We start from the raw sequence: 15,336 nt of genomic DNA, 5'->3' as shown, positions 1-15,336 counted from the left end.
TAATCCATTTCTCTCCCGTTCATATGATCGATAAACCTGACGAATACGGCAAACTGCGCACCATCGAAGGTGTTTACGACACGATTATCACTGAAAAGTGGAAAGCGAGCCGCGCATGGCGTCCACCCAATCCCAATCACCTACTCGCGGCCATCCCAGGCACAGTGCTTCAGATTATTGCCAAAGAAGGCCAAAAACTCAAGAAAGGCGACCCACTGCTCACGCTCGAGGCGATGAAGATGGAGAATTGCATCCTGATGCCATTTGATGGCACCATCATTTCTATCCAGGCCGAAGAAGGTAAGTTGGTTAAAAACAAGCAATTGCTCGTCGAGATCGACCCCGCGTTGTAGACTGAACGCCTCTGATTCAACACAAAGACCGCTCAGCCCGATGAATCGTGGGTTAGCGGTCTTTTTTTGTGGGAGCGGAGAAGGAGGGATTGGTTTTGCTGCGCAAAATCTCTACGAGATCACCTTTGGTGCCCCATCTCCGCTGCGCTCCGTCGAACCCTATGGTTCGCATCTCATCCTTCTAACCGCCCTTTTGCGGCTGCGCCTTAAATGGCGGAGAAGGAGGGATTCGAACCCCCGGTCGCGTTTCCACGACAACTGATTTCGAGTCAGTCACATTCGGCCACTCTGCCACTTCTCCTTACCAAAGAGGTGGAAGAAAAATTGATCTGAGCCGCATGGCAAGCTTTGACTGCAATTCTGTTGAAATGAGCAGAATCACGCGACATTACCCACCAAATTAACTAAGGTTGACTCCGATATTTTATTATTGCATGGTCTCTCTTTGATGCCCCCCGGATCTGCCCCCCCGAAAGTCAAAATTGCGCCGCCAGAAACGTGGGTGGATCGCTATGGAGATTATTTATATGGCTACGCGATGTCTCGGCTACATGATCCCGAAATCGCGGCGGACTGCGTGCAAGACACCTTTATGGCAGGCATCAAAGCCCTGGATCAATTTGATGGCAGTCGAGATATCAAGTTCTGGTTACGCGGGATCATGAGCCATAAAATCGTCGATGAAATTCGAAAGTCCGTAAAAGAAAAGCGGGTCAACATCGACACTGAAGACGAGGCGCTACTCGAAAGCTTCTGGTTTAAATATAGCGGCACCGCCACCGCCAACCCTGCCCCATGGCAATTCAGTCCTCGCAAACACTACGACAACACCGAGTTCTGGGAAGTATTTGATACATGCATTCGTGAAGTGAAGAACCCCGAGCGCGACGCATTTATTCTCCGTATATTAGAAGACCAAACCACAGATAAGGTCTGCCGAGTGATGAATATTTCACCGAATTATTTGTGGGTGCTGTTGCACCGAGCGCGCTTACAACTTAAAGTAGCCCTCGAAGCTAAGTGGACAGGCAAAGACGTAAAATAAAGCGCACCGTTCAAATGTTAACCTGCAAACAAATCTCCAAAATATTATCGAAAGAAGATTACGATAAACTTTCTCCTCTCAGGAAATTGTGGGTCAAGTTTCACGTCAAATGCTGCCTCTTCTGCGGAAAGTTCAATCGCCAAGTCATGGAATCTCACGAAATGTGCCGCTGTTATAAAGATCGTGAGCATACGCTGGAGCCTTCCCGTCCGAAATTGGACGAAGATAAAAAAGCCCAACTAAAGGCAATGCTAGCCGAGCAGAGCAAACTACACGCCATCGACTCTGACACCGACGGCGGCAACTCCTCTCCACCCTAACTCGCGAAACTACTAGTATCCATGATGTGCCAGACCTGACCACGCGGACTAGCGCCAAAGACATGCCCCCGCCAAACTGACTAGCCCGAATCAACAAAGAGCAGTATTGCGAGGCGCACTCAAATCACTTTCACTTCTCACTTTCACTTCTCACTTTCACTCCTCAATGCCCACTTACGTTTATCAAGAAATCCTTCCCGACGGCAGCGACGGCGAAGCCTTTGAATACATTCAAAGTATGTCCGAAGACGCGCTCAAAACACACCCCAAAACAGGTAACCCGGTGCGTAAGGTCTTTCACGCCCCGAATGTTTCAAGTAAATACACCGAAGGAAGCACCAAGAAGAAATTAAGCGACGAGAACGTCGAAAAGCACGGCTTCACTCGCTACGAGAAAGACAAAGTCACTGGCCGCTACAACAAGACCGCCGGTAAAGACAAACGCGCCCCTGACGTCGTCGACGCCAACCAGCTGCGAAAGATGCAGCAAAAAGGCATCCTTTAAGGCGGGCAACAAAACGAAGGAGCGAGGGCGACGCGCCCTCGTTTGGATCAACATCAGCTCAACGTGGGCGGGCCGCCCACACTCCTATGACTGCAACATAAACAAGCCCGGCTCCTCTTAGTGTAGAGGATCGGCGAAGCCGTTTCTATCTGGCGCGCCCGCCCCATTCAACAGATGCGATGCACTTCGCTTTGGGATTACGTCAAACGCGTGAGTTCGGCGATCACTGGCTCAAAACCGCTGACTCTCCCGTGCTACAAGTCCCGAGCAGCATCGTGCCGATCGAAAATAATTTCTTAATCAATCCGCACCATCCGGAATTTAAGAACTACACCATCAGCGCACCACAGCCGTTTCGAATCGATCAGCGTTTAACCTAGATTCAGGAGTTAGAAGTCAGGAGTCAGACGGAGGCCTGCCGCAGATGGCGCAGCCAGTTAGTCCTTGGTGATGAAACCCTTACGAACGTTTTAGCTGCCGCCTACCGAGCGCAGCGACACTTTATTATGCCCTTGGGTGCAACCGAAGGGCGAAGCCATTTGGCGAATCGAAGATTCTTCATAAAACACTGACATTCAGCTCCTAACGACTCTTTTAAGGATTAAGATAAGGAACGCGCTTCGTCCACAATCTAAGCAACAAAAAAACGGCCACCCTTGAAAGGGTGACCGTTTTAAAGTTGAATTGGTAGAATCGCCTACAGCGCTTCTGCTCCCTCTTCATCCGTGCGAATGCGCACAGCGCTTTCCACTGGGATGACGAAAACCTTACCATCGCCAATCTTGCCAGTCTTGGCAGAATCCACGATCGCTTGCACAGCCTTGTCTGCGATATCGTCGCCGACCACGGCTTCGATCATCGTCTTCGGCAAGAAATCAACCGTGTATTCACTGCCACGGTAAATCTCGGTATGGCCTTTTTGACGGCCGAAACCTTTAACTTCGGAAACTGTCATACCATCGATACCGACTTCAGAGAGAGCTTCCTTCACGTCTTCAAGCTTGAAGGGTTTGATAATTGCTTTGATGAGTTTCATATTAATTTATGGATATTGGTTAAAAAGTAATGGGTGTCAACTGATTGACTATTCGAAGTGATACGCAGTCTCGCCATGCTCTGCTTGGTCGAGGCCAGTGAACTCAACTTCTTCATCCACACGTAGCCCCGTAGTCTTTTTACAAACAAATACGATAATGACGGTCGCGATGGCTGACCAGCCAATCACTACAGCAAGTGCAATCAGTTGTGTCATTAATTGCTCGCCCATATTAAACGTGCCGAACCCTCCAAAGGTCGCAGTTCCAAAAATGGCAACGAGCACTGTGCCCATGATGCCTCCGACGCCGTGCACCGCAAACACGTCAAGCGTGTCGTCAATCTTAAGCTTCTCTTTAACGATACCACACATGAAGTAACAAACCACCCCAGCAAGAAAACCGAGTATGATCGCACCGAGCGGACCGACTTGACCAGACGCAGGTGTAATCGTGGCAAGACCTGCGACCATACCAGTCACAATACCGACCAGACCAGGCTTACCCGTCTTTTTCCATTCGATCGTCATCCATGTCAAACTCGCGACAGCCGCTGAGATATGCGTCACCAGCATTGTCATACCAGCAGACTCATTCGCTGCGAGTTGACTACCGGCATTGAAGCCAAACCAACCAACCCATAGCATCGACGCACCGATCATCACCATGCCAGGGCTATGCGGCACATGTAACCTCTTCGGAAAGCCATCGCGAGGCCCAACAAAGTAAGCCAACAGCAATGCAGAAATACCTGCAGTCGCGTGCACCACGATCCCTCCCGCGAGGTCGATCGTATTGCGCTCGAAGAGCCAACCGCCTTCAGCCCACACCCAGTGTGTCACCGGCGCGTAGACCAACACCAGCCAAAGACCAGTAAATAGTAAAATAGCGCTAAACTTCATACGCTCTACAAATGCACCTACGATCAAACCAGGAGTAATGATCGCAAACGTCATCTGAAACATAACAAAGACTGTCTCAGGAATATCCCCAGTGAGGCTATCTAGGCCGATGCCCTGAAGACCCAGCTTAGAAAGGCCACCAGCCCAGCCGCAACCATCCGAGAATGCGATACTATAGAGCACTAACACCCATAACACTGACGCCAAACACGCGATCGCGAAGCAATGCATCAACACTGACAAGACGTTTTGCGCACGCACGAGTCCGCCGTAGAACAGCGCCAGGCCCGGTAGTGTCATAAACAAAACCAGCACTGTCGCAGTCAGCATCCACGCCGTATTTCCAGCACTTGCACTCGCAAGACTCGCAACTTCGATGGACTCAACCGCCACTTCTTCAAGTGCGATCGTGGGCTCCTGCGCATTGAGCATGCCCGAAATGCCAACGAGCATCAGGGCCGTAATCAAATATAGTATTTTTTTCATATATGTATGGTTTGGGTAAAAAATGGAACTGTGACATGACGTCACACGAAATTGGGGCCTTATCCTACAAAAGCGTAGCATTACTAGATCTAATCTTAAAATTAAAGATCTAATCTGCACTATAACTAATAAAAAAGCCGACTCCCCTCACGGGAAGTCGGCTTTTAGGTCGCTCAATTTTAAAACGAGCGCGCCGTATTAGAGTATTTCGTAGGCTTGCTCGTCATGTTCAGAGAGGTCCAAACCAGTCGTCTCAGACTCATCAGACACACGCGCACCGCCGACTAGCTTGTCGACAACAAAGAAAGCAACCACAGAGACCACACCGCTCCAGGCCAGAGTCACAAAGACACTCAAAGTCTGCGCCCACATCTGCGAACCAACAGAGACACCGTCGAGTCCGACACCGCCCATGAACTCAGCAGCTGTTAGACCAGTCAACACCGCACCAACGATACCACCGACACCGTGCACACAGAAGACATCAAGACTATCATCAAAGCCGAACTTCTGCTTCAGCTTAGTCGCCATAATAAAGCAGGTCACTGCCGAAACCGCACCTAGCAAGATCGCACCGAGTGGTCCGGTAACACCACAAGCTGGCGTGATCGCAACCAAACCAGCAACCGCGCCAGTGGCAACACCGAGCGCCGAGGCCTTACCATGCTTTACCATTTCAATCAGCATCCAAACTGTCGCACCCGCAGCAGTTGAAACTTGAGTCACCAACATTGCCATACCGGCAGTGCCATCGGCAGCCAACTCACTACCAGCATTGAAACCAAACCAGCCGACCCATAGCATGCCAGCTCCCATCACGGTAAAAGGTAAGTTATGCGGACGCATTTGCGGCCCAGGATATCCACGGCGCTTGCCCAGCATAATACAAGTCACCAAACCAGCGACACCGGCATTAATATGCACCACCGTGCCACCCGCAAAATCCATTACACCCCAATGGTGAAATAGTGCACCTTCCCCGCCCCATGCCATGTGACAGATCGGCAGGTAAGAAAACGTAAACCAAAGAATACTAAAGAGTAACACAGCACTGAATTTAATACGCTCTGCAAACGCACCTACGATCAACGCAGGTGTAATGATCGCAAAGGTCATCTGGAAAGTGACAAAGACCGACTCCGGAATCGTGCCACTGACAGAGTCCACCGTCATGTGCTTCAGGAACAAATAATCAAAACCACCAAGGTAAGTCTGCCATGCACCGCCATCACTGAATGCGAGACTGTAACCATAGATAATCCACAGTAACGTCATCACGCCAGCCATCGCAAAGCACTGCACTAAGATCGATAGCACATTCTTCGAACGAACAAGGCCGCCGTAGAACAACGCCAAGCCCGGCAAAGTCATAAACAACACGAGTGCAGTCGCGACAATCATCCATGCCGTGTCGCCGCTGTCGATTGAAGCTGCAGCCTCGATTAGCGGTTCAGCCATAACGACAAGCTCAACCTCCACTGACTCAGCTGCTTCTGCCATTAGAAAGCTTGGCGCGAACATGAACGCTAACAAAACAATAAAACGAGTGATATTTTTCATTTAGGAATAAGAGTAATTTTTGTAATACGAAGGGGCGCTCGAGACGCCATTCTGACAGGGGCAACAACATCGTGCCTTCCTGCCCCTTCCTTTGTGAATGATAATAAGACAAAAAACCGGCCACCCCAAAAGGGATGGCCGGTGAAATGTAAGAATCGCCTAACTAAGACTAGAGAGCCTCAGGGCCCGACTCGTCGGTGCGGATACGGATCGCGCTTTCGACTGGGATCACGAAGACTTTACCGTCTCCGATCTTGCCAGTTTTAGCAGCTGCCACGATAGCTTCCACTGACTTATCAGTGTCTGCATCGTCGACGACGATCTCGACCATAACCTTCGGAAGGAAGTCGACTGTATATTCACTACCGCGGTAGATTTCAGTGTGACCTTTCTGGCGACCGAATCCTTTTACCTCAGTTACGGTCATACCTTCGATGCCGATATCTGCGAGTGCTTCTTTGACCTCTTCTAGCTTGAAGGGCTTGATGATTGCTTTGACCAATTTCATAGTAATTTAATTTATGTGATGTTTTTGTTAATTGGCTAGGCTTAATTAGTGAGACCGTGCACCACTAAAGTCAGGATAGGCTTCTTGACCGTGCTCACCGATGTCGAGACCTTCGGACTCTTCTTCAGGAGATACGCGGACACCCATGACAACCTTGAGCAGACCAAAGACTGCGAACGAGAAGATGAAGGCAAAAGCACCGACCGACAGAGTGCCGATCAACTGGATACCGAAGCCAGCCGCGTCGCTAAAGAGCGCCACTGCCAATGTGCCGAAGATACCGCACACACCGTGAACGGAGATCGCACCGACAGGATCGTCGATCTTGATCTTATCGAAGAAGATGATGGAGAAGACCACTAGGATACCAGCAATCAAGCCAGTAACGATTGCCCAGAATGGCATGATAGAGTCAGCACCGGCAGTGATGCCAACGAGGCCAGCAAGGATACCATTGAGTGCCATCGAAAGGTCAGGCTTCTTCAAGAAGATCCAAGAAGTGAAGATTGCACCGAGACCACCCGCAGCCGCAGCTAGAGCAGTTGTTACGAATACAAGAGATACCAAGTATGGATCGGCATTGAGAACAGAACCACCGTTGAAACCGAACCAACCGAGGAACAGAAGGAAAACACCGATCGTCGCAAGCGGCATGCTGTGACCAAGGATCGGACGGATTTGACCGTTCACATACTTACCAGCACGAGGGCCGAGAACAAGCACACAGGCGAGAGCAGCAAAGCCACCGAAAGCGTGAACGAGCGAAGAACCAGCGAAGTCGTAGAAACCACGCTCTGCAAGCCAGCCGCCACCCCACTGCCACGAACCAGTAACAGGGTAAGCAAATGTCACAAGCAATGTTGCGAAAACCATGAACGAAGAAAGCTTCACGCGCTCAGCAACTGCACCAGATACGATGGTTGCAGCAGTCGCAGCAAACATGCCCTGGAAGATAAAGTCAGTATACCATGTGTAATCTGCATACTCAGCAGTCATCAGCGCAACAGAAGGATCCACATCGAACCAAGAACCCATTGCAAAGAATCCTCCAATTGTCCATGCATCACCAGGATACATCGCATTGAAGCCCCAAAGCGCATATGTGATCAAACCCATAGAAATGATGAAAACATTCTTAAAGAGAATGTTCACTGTGTTCTTGGATTGCCCCAGGCCAGACTCAACCGAAGCGAATCCGAGGTGCATGATAAACACCAAGGCTGCCGAGATCAGGAGCCACAAGTTACTGATTGTAAAGAATGCAGCTCCGGGCGATTCCATAAATGCGGCATAACCGTCTTCAAATGGAATTGCATCAGCAACTGCTTCAACAACTTCAGCTGCCTCATTAACAGGGAGTTCCTGCGCACCGAGTGTCCCGGCTAGCAAAAACGCCGAGCTACCGAGTAGCAAAGCGAGAAGGTTTTTCTTAATCTTCATGATTATATTTAGTCTGGTTGTTGTTTTTTTGTATTGTAGGAATTAAATGAGCCCTTACCCGAAAAATTGGAGCTGACTCAGAACGCAGAAATGCGATCTTGCCTACATTCAGCATAGAGCGTGCCAATTTCGCATAAACAAATTAAATAACAAGTAATCCGCACCAGGACCCGCTCCACTACAACACCAAAGAACTAGCATAGAGCAACTTACGAACCCTCAAGCAGGTCTGGACAAAATTTCAACTACCCTAATAAAATAAAGGTTACACCCCAACAATTGGACAAAACAAGCACCTTCAAGGCTCACACGAACCACTAGACACAATAAATGTTCAGCAGACGGCCGAACCTCAGGATCAGGCACAAAAAAACCCGCTCTTTCGAGCGGGTTTTAAAAAGTGGTGGTGAGAGCCGGATTCGAACCAGCGAACTCAAAGAGAACAGATTTACAGTCTGCGTGCTTTAGCCACTTGCATATCTCACCAAGGGAAGATCGGGAAGCTAGGTATAACTTTTACTTTGCCAAGCATTTTTTAAAAAAATTTATTCCGTGCATTCATAATAGAGTTTTGTAATACAAGATAGCGCTGTCGGGAAACGCCTCGACAGCTTTTCTTTTTCTCACGGATCCAGACATGCCAAAGGAACGCTTCAGCCTTAATAATCTGCCAAATTGGATGCGAGGTCGCTTCAACGACTCCCAGCGCTTCCTAATGCTATGCATGTGCGCTGGAGTGCTTTGCGGGTTAGTAGGCGTCAGTTTCCACTTAGCAATCACTGGTATTTTCGAGGCATTATTCGGATTCTTTGAGAGTTTAGGCGTATGGGCAATTCCTGCCATGATCCTCTCTCCTGCGTTTGCGGGGTTAATTGTCGGCCTAATGATCCGCTACGTTTCCCCGACCGCCAGCGGCTCGGGTATCCCACAAACCAAAGCGGCCTATTATCAAAATTTCGGCGTCATCAAGACTTCGGAAGCATTTTGGCGCTTCATTATCGGCACAATTTCGGTGGCATTCGGTAATAGCCTCGGCCGCGAAGGCCCGACAGTGCATATTTGCAGCGCGGTGTCCTCGAAGCTGGGGCGCCTGTTCGGGTTGGGCAAATTACGCGTGCAAGCAATGATCCCAGTGGGCATGGGCGCAGGGATCTCGGCGGCGTTCAATGCGCCAATCGCGGCCATTACTTTTGTATTTGAAGAGCTTCTCGATAATTTCAGCAGTAAGGCGCTCGGCGGTATTTTGATCGCAGTCGTCGTCGCGGCCGTGGTAGAGCGCACATTACTCGGCGAGCACGCAGCCCTTCAAGCTGACACCACCTTCTTCCACACGTCCTGGTGGATGCTCGTTTGCTTAGTAATGGGACCGACAGCAGGACTCCTTGGACACCTATTTACACAGTCACTCCTCAAATTGCGCGGCCACTTCAAGCAATGGCAATCCATCCCCAACTGGCTCAAACCTGCCATCGGCGGGCTCAGTGTCGGCATGATGGGTGTCACCGTCTATCACTTCAGCGGCGGGCATCTGGGCGTGTTCAGCATAGGCTACACAGATCTAAACTCAGCACTCAATGGCGAGCTGGCTTGGACCGTCATCCTACTACTGCTCGTTGGAAAGCTGGTCGCCACGACAGTCTGCTACGCATCTGGCAGTAGTGGTGGTATTTTTGCTCCGGTCATCTTTATCGGCAGTATGCTAGGTGGGCTCTTTGGAGTGCTGCTCATGAACTTTGGCTACGATTCCACCGTGGCAGCGGGTGCTGCACTGTTGGGCACGGGCGCGTTCTTCGCCGCGGTGATTCGATGCCCAATGACCTCTGTCATCATCATTTTTGAAATGACGGCCAACTACTCGTTGATTTTGCCGCTGATGATTGGCAATTTCCTCGCACATTTAATTTCATCGAAGCTCAGCCCGATACCCATCTACGATGCCCTACTACTACAAGACGGCATTAGCCTGAAGAAGCTGCCAGCCTACCGTGGTGAACAGGACTGGCGCAATTTACCCGTCAGCACGATCATGACGCACGATTCGCGCACAGTGATCGGCAGTTTAAACGCACAGCAAAACTTAGAGCGCATCGCAGAATATGGACACAAACACCACGGCTATCCGGTTGTCACGGATCTAAACTCGCAAGCACTACTCGGAGTGATCACTCACCACGAACTCGAAGAGATTGTCGCCGAAGGCAACGATCAGCTAATAAGTGAATGGATTGAGGGACACAAGATCATCGAAATCTATCCAGACAACTCCATCCGCGATGCAGCCAATACATTAGTCATTAAGGATGTGCTACAGGCACCGATCGTCAGCCGCAAGGACCCAACGAAGCTACTAGGGATCGTCACCCTGCACGACATCGCCCGCCAGCAAAACGCGATTGAAGATACCTTAGACCCCTAGATCAGGCAGACCGTTCCCCTTGCGGAGCTCGAATGATCCATTCGAAATGTTTCAATATGTCATGACATTGGAATTAAACTGCATACTCCGCGCGAGTTCTGGAGCCAAGGCAGACAACTCATCGCCGTAATGATTCATAAAGCTCTGCAAATTCCGCTGGTCGATTTCGCGCGCATCTACAAACAAGCGATAGGCTAATTCCTGCAAATCATAAGAGACGTTCGACATTTCATCGATCAACAAGCGCAGATCCACTCGGGTTTGCTCGGTAAAGTGACACGTGACCGCCAACCGATCCGTCCACAAATCAAAGTCCACTGTCTCATCCACGCGCACCATCTGACTCAGCGCTGCACCAATACAAACTAAAACACGTGTGCGCCGATTACTTCGACATTTCGGTGCAACCCTCCAAAACTTACGGAAGCTCGCCACAAAATGCGGCTGCTCTAAAAAGTGACCGAAATCTGCTTCGCGTTCAGCCAGCGGCAACACACGCGCCTGCGCCGCTTGAACACGTGAGCTCTTCCAGCTCATCACCCATGACTTCAACAAGCCAAACTCGGTCGACGGCAACACCAGACCACGCATCAAACTATGCGCCTCGGCGCCTCGGCGCAATTGATCAGGTAATAAATTAAGAATACCGCACCGGAAATAGGCAACATCCCGAGGCTGCAACAAATACGCATCAATGCGGGAACGAATCGAGCGCTCTTCTTGTGCTGTCGGCGCCCCCTCCTCATACAATTCAATCGCCCAACGTTGCCTTTCACTCAGGCCATTCTCACCAGCAAGCAATGCGTGAATCTTCGACCAATGGTATTTTGCCCGCGTGCCAGTCAGCTCCCAAGTCATGCAATACGCCATGCTCACGATGAGGAACTCTCCTGAACCGGTTGATTGCACACCACTCACAATAATTAATCGGCCATAGCACGAACCTACTGCCCAAAGAAGTTGGCTACAAAATCCGCAAAATACCAATCCACGTAGTAGTCAAATCCTAGAAAATAAACCAATCCACCCAGCGCGAGCATCGGTCCAAAAGGCACCTGTGAGCCGAATGCAACCGTCTCTTCGCCCTCTTCATCCTCACCCTCATCACTACCAATCGTCTGTTTCCAACCAAAAATACGGCCAATCAACAGCAGCGGCAACAGCACGATAGAGCCGATAAATGCGCCGCCAAACATAGAAAACACCGCCCCCTGCCATCCGCAAAACGCACCGATAAAACCAACAAACTTCACATCCCCCTCCCCCATTGCTGGCTTTCGAAACACGATCTCACCGAGCACCGCGATCCAATACACCAAGCCTGCACCGACCAAGGCACCGACAATCGAACGCACGCCTGATTCAACATTCTCCATAATCGGCTGACCTTCCACACCATGCAGCGCGGGGAAACAAAAAGAAAGCACCACACCGAGCACCATGCCACCGATCGAGAACCGATCAGGGATAATCATATGATCGAAATCGATAAACGTGGAGCAGATCAAAAATGAAATAAAAACAAAGCCAATGATCGCCACAACGGGAGGGTGCATCAGCCAGCATACATAAAATAAAACCCCTGTAAGCATCTCGATCGCGGGATAACGCACACTGAATCGCTCACCACAGCAAGGAGCTCGCCCGCGTAGAATAAACCAACTCAGGATCGGAATATTGTTATACCATGCGATTGCCTGCCCGCATGCACAAGTCGACCCAGGAAACACCACCGAGCGCTCCGCAGGGATACGATAAATGCAGACGTTTAAAAAGCTGCCTGTAATCGCTCCAAAAATAAAGCTGATGGTCGCGAAAAACCAAGGGAAGTCGGCGTTGATATATGAAAAAGTCTCAATCATTACGTGGAGGTAGGTTCAAAGCGTGACAGGCGGCAGTCATCATCGCATGCGCATCGACCACACTGTGCGACCAAATTTCTAAAGAGCGGGCACCTTGATGCACCAGCATCGAAAGCCCATTGGCGATTGGAAGATTCTCTGCATGCGCCTGCACCAGTAGAGCGGTCAATGGATTATAGATCATATCATAGACCTTCCACCCGGAGGGAAGTCGGCTCACGTCGATGGGCGCAGGGTCTCCCTCCTTTAGGCCAAGCGAAGTCGCATTCACCACCACACCCTGTTCTGGCAGGTCTTCTGGAAGCTGACTAAACGCAAAAGTTTGCGCACGTTCTCCGCCGGACATACCACCAATCACATCCATCAACTCTTGCAAGCGCGAGGGTGTGCGATTGCCCACATATAATTGTGCGCACTCTTCGAGCACACACTGCACCGCAGCACCACGCGCCGCTCCGCCCGAGCCGAGTAGCATCACATTCGCCCCCTTCAGACTCACTCCGAGATCCAACTCCAACGCCTTCGAGAGTCCGTAACCATCGGTATTAAAGCCATCATAGCCCAACTCGCCCCAGACCAAAGTATTGACTGCTCCCGCCACCTCAGCATCTGGCGAGACGCCTTTAATCAAGTCCATCGCCTGCACCTTATGCGGAATCGTAAGGTTCAACCCCAAAAAGTTGCGCTGATGAAACAGCGGCAAGGCCTGAGCAAAATCCTCCGGAGCAATATCAAAACGGTAATAGGCCCAATCAACAAAGCGAGAATCCGCCTCTCTCAATTTAGCCAATGCAGCATTGTGCATCGCTGGGCTAACGGAGTGCTTAATCGGATGCCCAATGACGGCCAACGGAGTGCCGCTAAATTCGGTCGCTTCTAGATCCCTGAGGGTATAAGTTTTTTCGGTGTCCACTGCGTAAATATAAAGATAACTGTCTACGAACTAATTCTGTAATTCACATGGAGACGAGACGATTCCATCCAATCCGAAAGAAATAATTACAACACCCCCGGACCACAGACTGCCCCGTTGCCGCGCCCTATCACTTTCACTAATCGCCGCCACTCACTTCACAATCACTAATACACCCGAGCTCCATATAGCGCCGTGCCGACACGAATTTGCGTAGAACCGGCCGCAATCGCACTTTCAAGATCTCCCGTCATCCCCATAGACAATTCAGCCAAAGGTAATCCATACTGCGCTGATAACCGATCTCGCAGGTCACGCAAGCCCTCGAAAGCTGCCTTTGCCACATCTGGATTATCATCTAGCGGCGCAATCGTCATCAACCCATCGACCTGTAAATTCGCTGCCGCCAGTGCGGCTTCTAATGCACCCTCCATCTCGCCAACACAGAAGCCGTGCTTATTCGGATCCTCTCCCGTATTGCATTGTAGTAAAACTGATAGCGTTTTCCCCAACTGCTCCGCACAACGATTTAAACGATTCAGCAGCTTGAGCGAATCCACAGATTGCACCCGATCAAAGATCGCCACCGCATCCTTCGCCTTATTCGTCTGCAAATGCCCAATCAACTCCCAACGCACGTCGGCAAGATGCATCGCATATTTCTCACTAGCCTCCTGCACGCGGTTCTCTCCCACCGCTGTCAGCCCAGCACGCGCGGCATACAGCACGGCATCCACCGGATGGTTCTTCGTAACAGGCAACAACTGAACACTGCCAACATCACGCCCCGCATCCAGACACGCAGTCTCAATACGGGAGTTCACATCCCTCAAATTACCCTCAAAACTTTCAAATGAAATCATAGCCTATTAGCAAATGTGTTACTCGTAGAATTTAAAATAAGAAATGCTTTTTATGATATTGCTTTTCCATTAGATACTGTTATACCATTAAATATGCACATTGAAAACTTTAAGATTTTTTCCGACCTTGTAGAGAGCGAAAGCTTCTCGCGAGCCGCAAAGTTAAACGGAATCACACAATCTGCCGTAAGCCAACAACTACGAGCAATGGAGAAGCATTTCAATATTCTCATTGTTGATCGTAGCCAGAAGCAATTCCGCCTCACACGCGAAGGTAAAAAGCTCTTCGAATCAGCCAAAGAGATCCTCTACCTCTACGACAAGCTAAACAGCGAGTTGCAGGAGATGAAGAAGGTCATCAGCGGCACGATCCACATTTCCACCGTCTATAGTATCGGGCTGCACGAATTGCCGCCATACGTGAAAGTCTTCCTAGCGAAGTTCCCTGAGGTGAACATACGCGTGGAGTATCGCCGAGCCAACATGGTCTATGAAGATATCCTTACCAATTCGATCGACCTCGGCCTCATTGCATACCCACAAAAGCACAAACAACTGGAAGTCCTTCCGTTCCACGACGACGTGCTCGTGCTCGTCGTGAGCCCAGAACACCCGTTCGCGAAGCTCAAGAGTGTCGATATTCAAGAAGTCGCTGGTCAGAAATTCATTGGATTCGAGCCAGACATCCCGACTCGTAAAGCAACCGATATCATTTTTAAGGAAGCTGAGATCGAGAATGAGCCAGTCATGGAGTTTGATAACGTCGAAACCGTCAAACGCGCCGTCGAGATCAACGCTGGTATCGCGATCCTTCCCCAGACCACTGTGGTGCGCGAAGAAGCCCAAGGCTTGCTCAAAGTCCTCAAGTTCAAGAACAAGACTTACAAACGTCCGCTTGCACTCATTCATCGCAAGGGCCGCGTGCTCACACCAGCGATCAAAAAACTGATCGATCTCTTAACCTCGAAAGACCTCAACCGCCTCGAACAAGTCGAAGCAGAGATCGCCGACCTAGGCGACGACGCGAAATAGCGAACGCTTCAGTTCTTTATCCTAGATTCAGGAGTTAGGAGTTAGCCCTTGGTAATGAAGCGCTTGCGAGAGCATTCCCGGTCGCCTACCGAGCGCA

At 50.2% G+C, this 15,336-nt stretch carries 16 protein-coding genes and 2 tRNA genes; 7 read left to right on the top strand and 11 right to left on the bottom strand.

Going from position 1 to position 15,336, the window contains the following annotated elements:
- Positions 1 to 23: 23 nt before the first annotated feature.
- Positions 24 to 353 (top strand): biotin/lipoyl-containing protein, encoded by a 330-nt coding sequence (locus GZZ87_RS09610; RefSeq protein WP_162026845.1) that lies wholly within the window; start codon positions 24 to 26, stop codon positions 351 to 353.
- A gap of 211 nt (positions 354 to 564) precedes the next feature.
- On the opposite strand, the gene GZZ87_RS09605 is transcribed toward GZZ87_RS09610, so the two are convergent.
- Positions 565 to 654 (bottom strand) — tRNA-Ser (locus GZZ87_RS09605).
- A gap of 147 nt (positions 655 to 801) precedes the next feature.
- On the opposite strand from GZZ87_RS09605, the gene GZZ87_RS09600 reads away from it, so the two are divergent.
- The 4 genes from GZZ87_RS09600 (at position 802) to GZZ87_RS09585 (ending at position 2,603) form a co-directional block, all read left to right on the top strand.
- Entirely contained in the window at positions 802 to 1,398 is a 597-nt protein-coding gene (locus GZZ87_RS09600) for a sigma-70 family RNA polymerase sigma factor (RefSeq protein WP_162026846.1), read from the top strand.
- Between the two features lie 146 nt (positions 1,399 to 1,544).
- Positions 1,545 to 1,718, top strand: coding sequence for a hypothetical protein (locus GZZ87_RS09595; protein ID WP_162026847.1), 174 nt, complete (start codon positions 1,545 to 1,547; stop codon positions 1,716 to 1,718).
- A gap of 166 nt (positions 1,719 to 1,884) precedes the next feature.
- Positions 1,885 to 2,223: an FmdB family transcriptional regulator gene (locus tag GZZ87_RS09590; RefSeq protein ID WP_178092114.1), complete on the top strand. Its 339-nt coding sequence runs from the start codon at positions 1,885 to 1,887 to the stop codon at positions 2,221 to 2,223.
- Positions 2,224 to 2,402: 179 nt separating this feature from the next.
- On the top strand, positions 2,403 to 2,603 hold the full coding sequence (locus tag GZZ87_RS09585; protein ID WP_162026848.1) for an RES family NAD+ phosphorylase: 201 nt from the start codon (positions 2,403 to 2,405) through the stop codon (positions 2,601 to 2,603).
- Between the two features lie 317 nt (positions 2,604 to 2,920).
- Here GZZ87_RS09585 and GZZ87_RS09580 read toward each other — a convergent pair whose 3' ends face one another.
- From GZZ87_RS09580 to GZZ87_RS09555, 6 genes are all read right to left on the bottom strand, one after another.
- Positions 2,921 to 3,259 (bottom strand): P-II family nitrogen regulator, encoded by a 339-nt coding sequence (locus GZZ87_RS09580; RefSeq protein ID WP_162026849.1) that lies wholly within the window; start codon positions 3,257 to 3,259, stop codon positions 2,921 to 2,923.
- Between the two features lie 48 nt (positions 3,260 to 3,307).
- Positions 3,308 to 4,645 carry an ammonium transporter gene (locus GZZ87_RS09575; RefSeq protein ID WP_162026850.1) on the bottom strand — a complete coding sequence of 446 codons (1,338 nt, stop codon included), beginning with the start codon at positions 4,643 to 4,645 and terminating at the stop codon, positions 3,308 to 3,310.
- Between the two features lie 198 nt (positions 4,646 to 4,843).
- Positions 4,844 to 6,103 carry an ammonium transporter gene (locus tag GZZ87_RS09570; RefSeq protein ID WP_244648025.1) on the bottom strand — a complete coding sequence of 420 codons (1,260 nt, stop codon included), beginning with the start codon at positions 6,101 to 6,103 and terminating at the stop codon, positions 4,844 to 4,846.
- A 271-nt stretch (positions 6,104 to 6,374) separates the two neighbouring features.
- Positions 6,375 to 6,713, bottom strand: a complete 339-nt coding sequence (locus GZZ87_RS09565; RefSeq protein ID WP_162026852.1) for a P-II family nitrogen regulator — start codon at positions 6,711 to 6,713, stop codon at positions 6,375 to 6,377.
- Between the two features lie 45 nt (positions 6,714 to 6,758).
- Positions 6,759 to 8,153, bottom strand: a complete 1,395-nt coding sequence (locus GZZ87_RS09560) for an ammonium transporter (RefSeq protein WP_162026853.1) — start codon at positions 8,151 to 8,153, stop codon at positions 6,759 to 6,761.
- Positions 8,154 to 8,554: 401 nt separating this feature from the next.
- Positions 8,555 to 8,639: transfer RNA gene (locus GZZ87_RS09555), tRNA-Tyr, on the bottom strand.
- Between the two features lie 151 nt (positions 8,640 to 8,790).
- Between GZZ87_RS09555 and GZZ87_RS09550 the strand changes: the two genes are divergently transcribed.
- The gene (locus GZZ87_RS09550; protein ID WP_162026854.1) at positions 8,791 to 10,569 is read left to right on the top strand and encodes a chloride channel protein; all 1,779 of its coding nucleotides are present in this window, start codon (positions 8,791 to 8,793) and stop codon (positions 10,567 to 10,569) included.
- A 51-nt stretch (positions 10,570 to 10,620) separates the two neighbouring features.
- Here GZZ87_RS09550 and GZZ87_RS09545 read toward each other — a convergent pair whose 3' ends face one another.
- From GZZ87_RS09545 to GZZ87_RS09530, 4 genes are all read right to left on the bottom strand, one after another.
- Positions 10,621 to 11,478 (bottom strand): hypothetical protein, encoded by an 858-nt coding sequence (locus tag GZZ87_RS09545; RefSeq protein WP_162026855.1) that lies wholly within the window; start codon positions 11,476 to 11,478, stop codon positions 10,621 to 10,623.
- Between the two features lie 35 nt (positions 11,479 to 11,513).
- Positions 11,514 to 12,431 (bottom strand): A24 family peptidase, encoded by a 918-nt coding sequence (locus tag GZZ87_RS09540; RefSeq protein WP_162026856.1) that lies wholly within the window; start codon positions 12,429 to 12,431, stop codon positions 11,514 to 11,516.
- Entirely contained in the window at positions 12,424 to 13,344 is a 921-nt protein-coding gene (locus tag GZZ87_RS09535) for a shikimate dehydrogenase (RefSeq protein ID WP_162026857.1), read from the bottom strand. Before GZZ87_RS09535 ends, GZZ87_RS09540 begins: the two co-directional genes overlap by 8 nt.
- Positions 13,345 to 13,511: 167 nt before the next feature.
- On the bottom strand, positions 13,512 to 14,207 hold the full coding sequence (locus tag GZZ87_RS09530) for a YggS family pyridoxal phosphate-dependent enzyme (RefSeq protein WP_162026858.1): 696 nt from the start codon (positions 14,205 to 14,207) through the stop codon (positions 13,512 to 13,514).
- A 93-nt stretch (positions 14,208 to 14,300) separates the two neighbouring features.
- Here GZZ87_RS09530 and GZZ87_RS09525 point away from each other — a divergent pair, with 93 nt between their 5' ends.
- On the top strand, positions 14,301 to 15,239 hold the full coding sequence (locus GZZ87_RS09525) for a LysR family transcriptional regulator (RefSeq protein ID WP_162026859.1): 939 nt from the start codon (positions 14,301 to 14,303) through the stop codon (positions 15,237 to 15,239).
- Positions 15,240 to 15,336 lie beyond the last annotated feature (97 nt).

This window comes from Lentimonas sp. CC4 (genome assembly GCF_902728235.1).
Lineage (GTDB): Bacteria > Verrucomicrobiota > Verrucomicrobiia > Opitutales > Coraliomargaritaceae > Lentimonas.
Note: the sequence above shows the minus strand (reverse complement) of the source record. Positions and strands in the feature narration are given on the sequence as shown.

Coding starts and splice junctions, on each gene's coding strand:
- GZZ87_RS09610 (WP_162026845.1), top strand. CDS start 24: ATGATCGATAAACCTGACGAATACGGCAAACTGCGCACCATCGAAGGT.
- GZZ87_RS09600 (WP_162026846.1), top strand. CDS start 802: ATGCCCCCCGGATCTGCCCCCCCGAAAGTCAAAATTGCGCCGCCAGAA.
- GZZ87_RS09595 (WP_162026847.1), top strand. CDS start 1,545: ATGGAATCTCACGAAATGTGCCGCTGTTATAAAGATCGTGAGCATACG.
- GZZ87_RS09590 (WP_178092114.1), top strand. CDS start 1,885: ATGCCCACTTACGTTTATCAAGAAATCCTTCCCGACGGCAGCGACGGC.
- GZZ87_RS09585 (WP_162026848.1), top strand. CDS start 2,403: ATGCACTTCGCTTTGGGATTACGTCAAACGCGTGAGTTCGGCGATCAC.
- GZZ87_RS09580 (WP_162026849.1), bottom strand. CDS start 3,259: ATGAAACTCATCAAAGCAATTATCAAACCCTTCAAGCTTGAAGACGTG.
- GZZ87_RS09575 (WP_162026850.1), bottom strand. CDS start 4,645: ATGAAAAAAATACTATATTTGATTACGGCCCTGATGCTCGTTGGCATT.
- GZZ87_RS09570 (WP_244648025.1), bottom strand. CDS start 6,103: ATGGCTGAACCGCTAATCGAGGCTGCAGCTTCAATCGACAGCGGCGAC.
- GZZ87_RS09565 (WP_162026852.1), bottom strand. CDS start 6,713: ATGAAATTGGTCAAAGCAATCATCAAGCCCTTCAAGCTAGAAGAGGTC.
- GZZ87_RS09560 (WP_162026853.1), bottom strand. CDS start 8,153: ATGAAGATTAAGAAAAACCTTCTCGCTTTGCTACTCGGTAGCTCGGCG.
- GZZ87_RS09550 (WP_162026854.1), top strand. CDS start 8,791: ATGCCAAAGGAACGCTTCAGCCTTAATAATCTGCCAAATTGGATGCGA.
- GZZ87_RS09540 (WP_162026856.1), bottom strand. CDS start 12,431: ATGATTGAGACTTTTTCATATATCAACGCCGACTTCCCTTGGTTTTTC.
- GZZ87_RS09530 (WP_162026858.1), bottom strand. CDS start 14,207: ATGATTTCATTTGAAAGTTTTGAGGGTAATTTGAGGGATGTGAACTCC.
- GZZ87_RS09525 (WP_162026859.1), top strand. CDS start 14,301: ATGCACATTGAAAACTTTAAGATTTTTTCCGACCTTGTAGAGAGCGAA.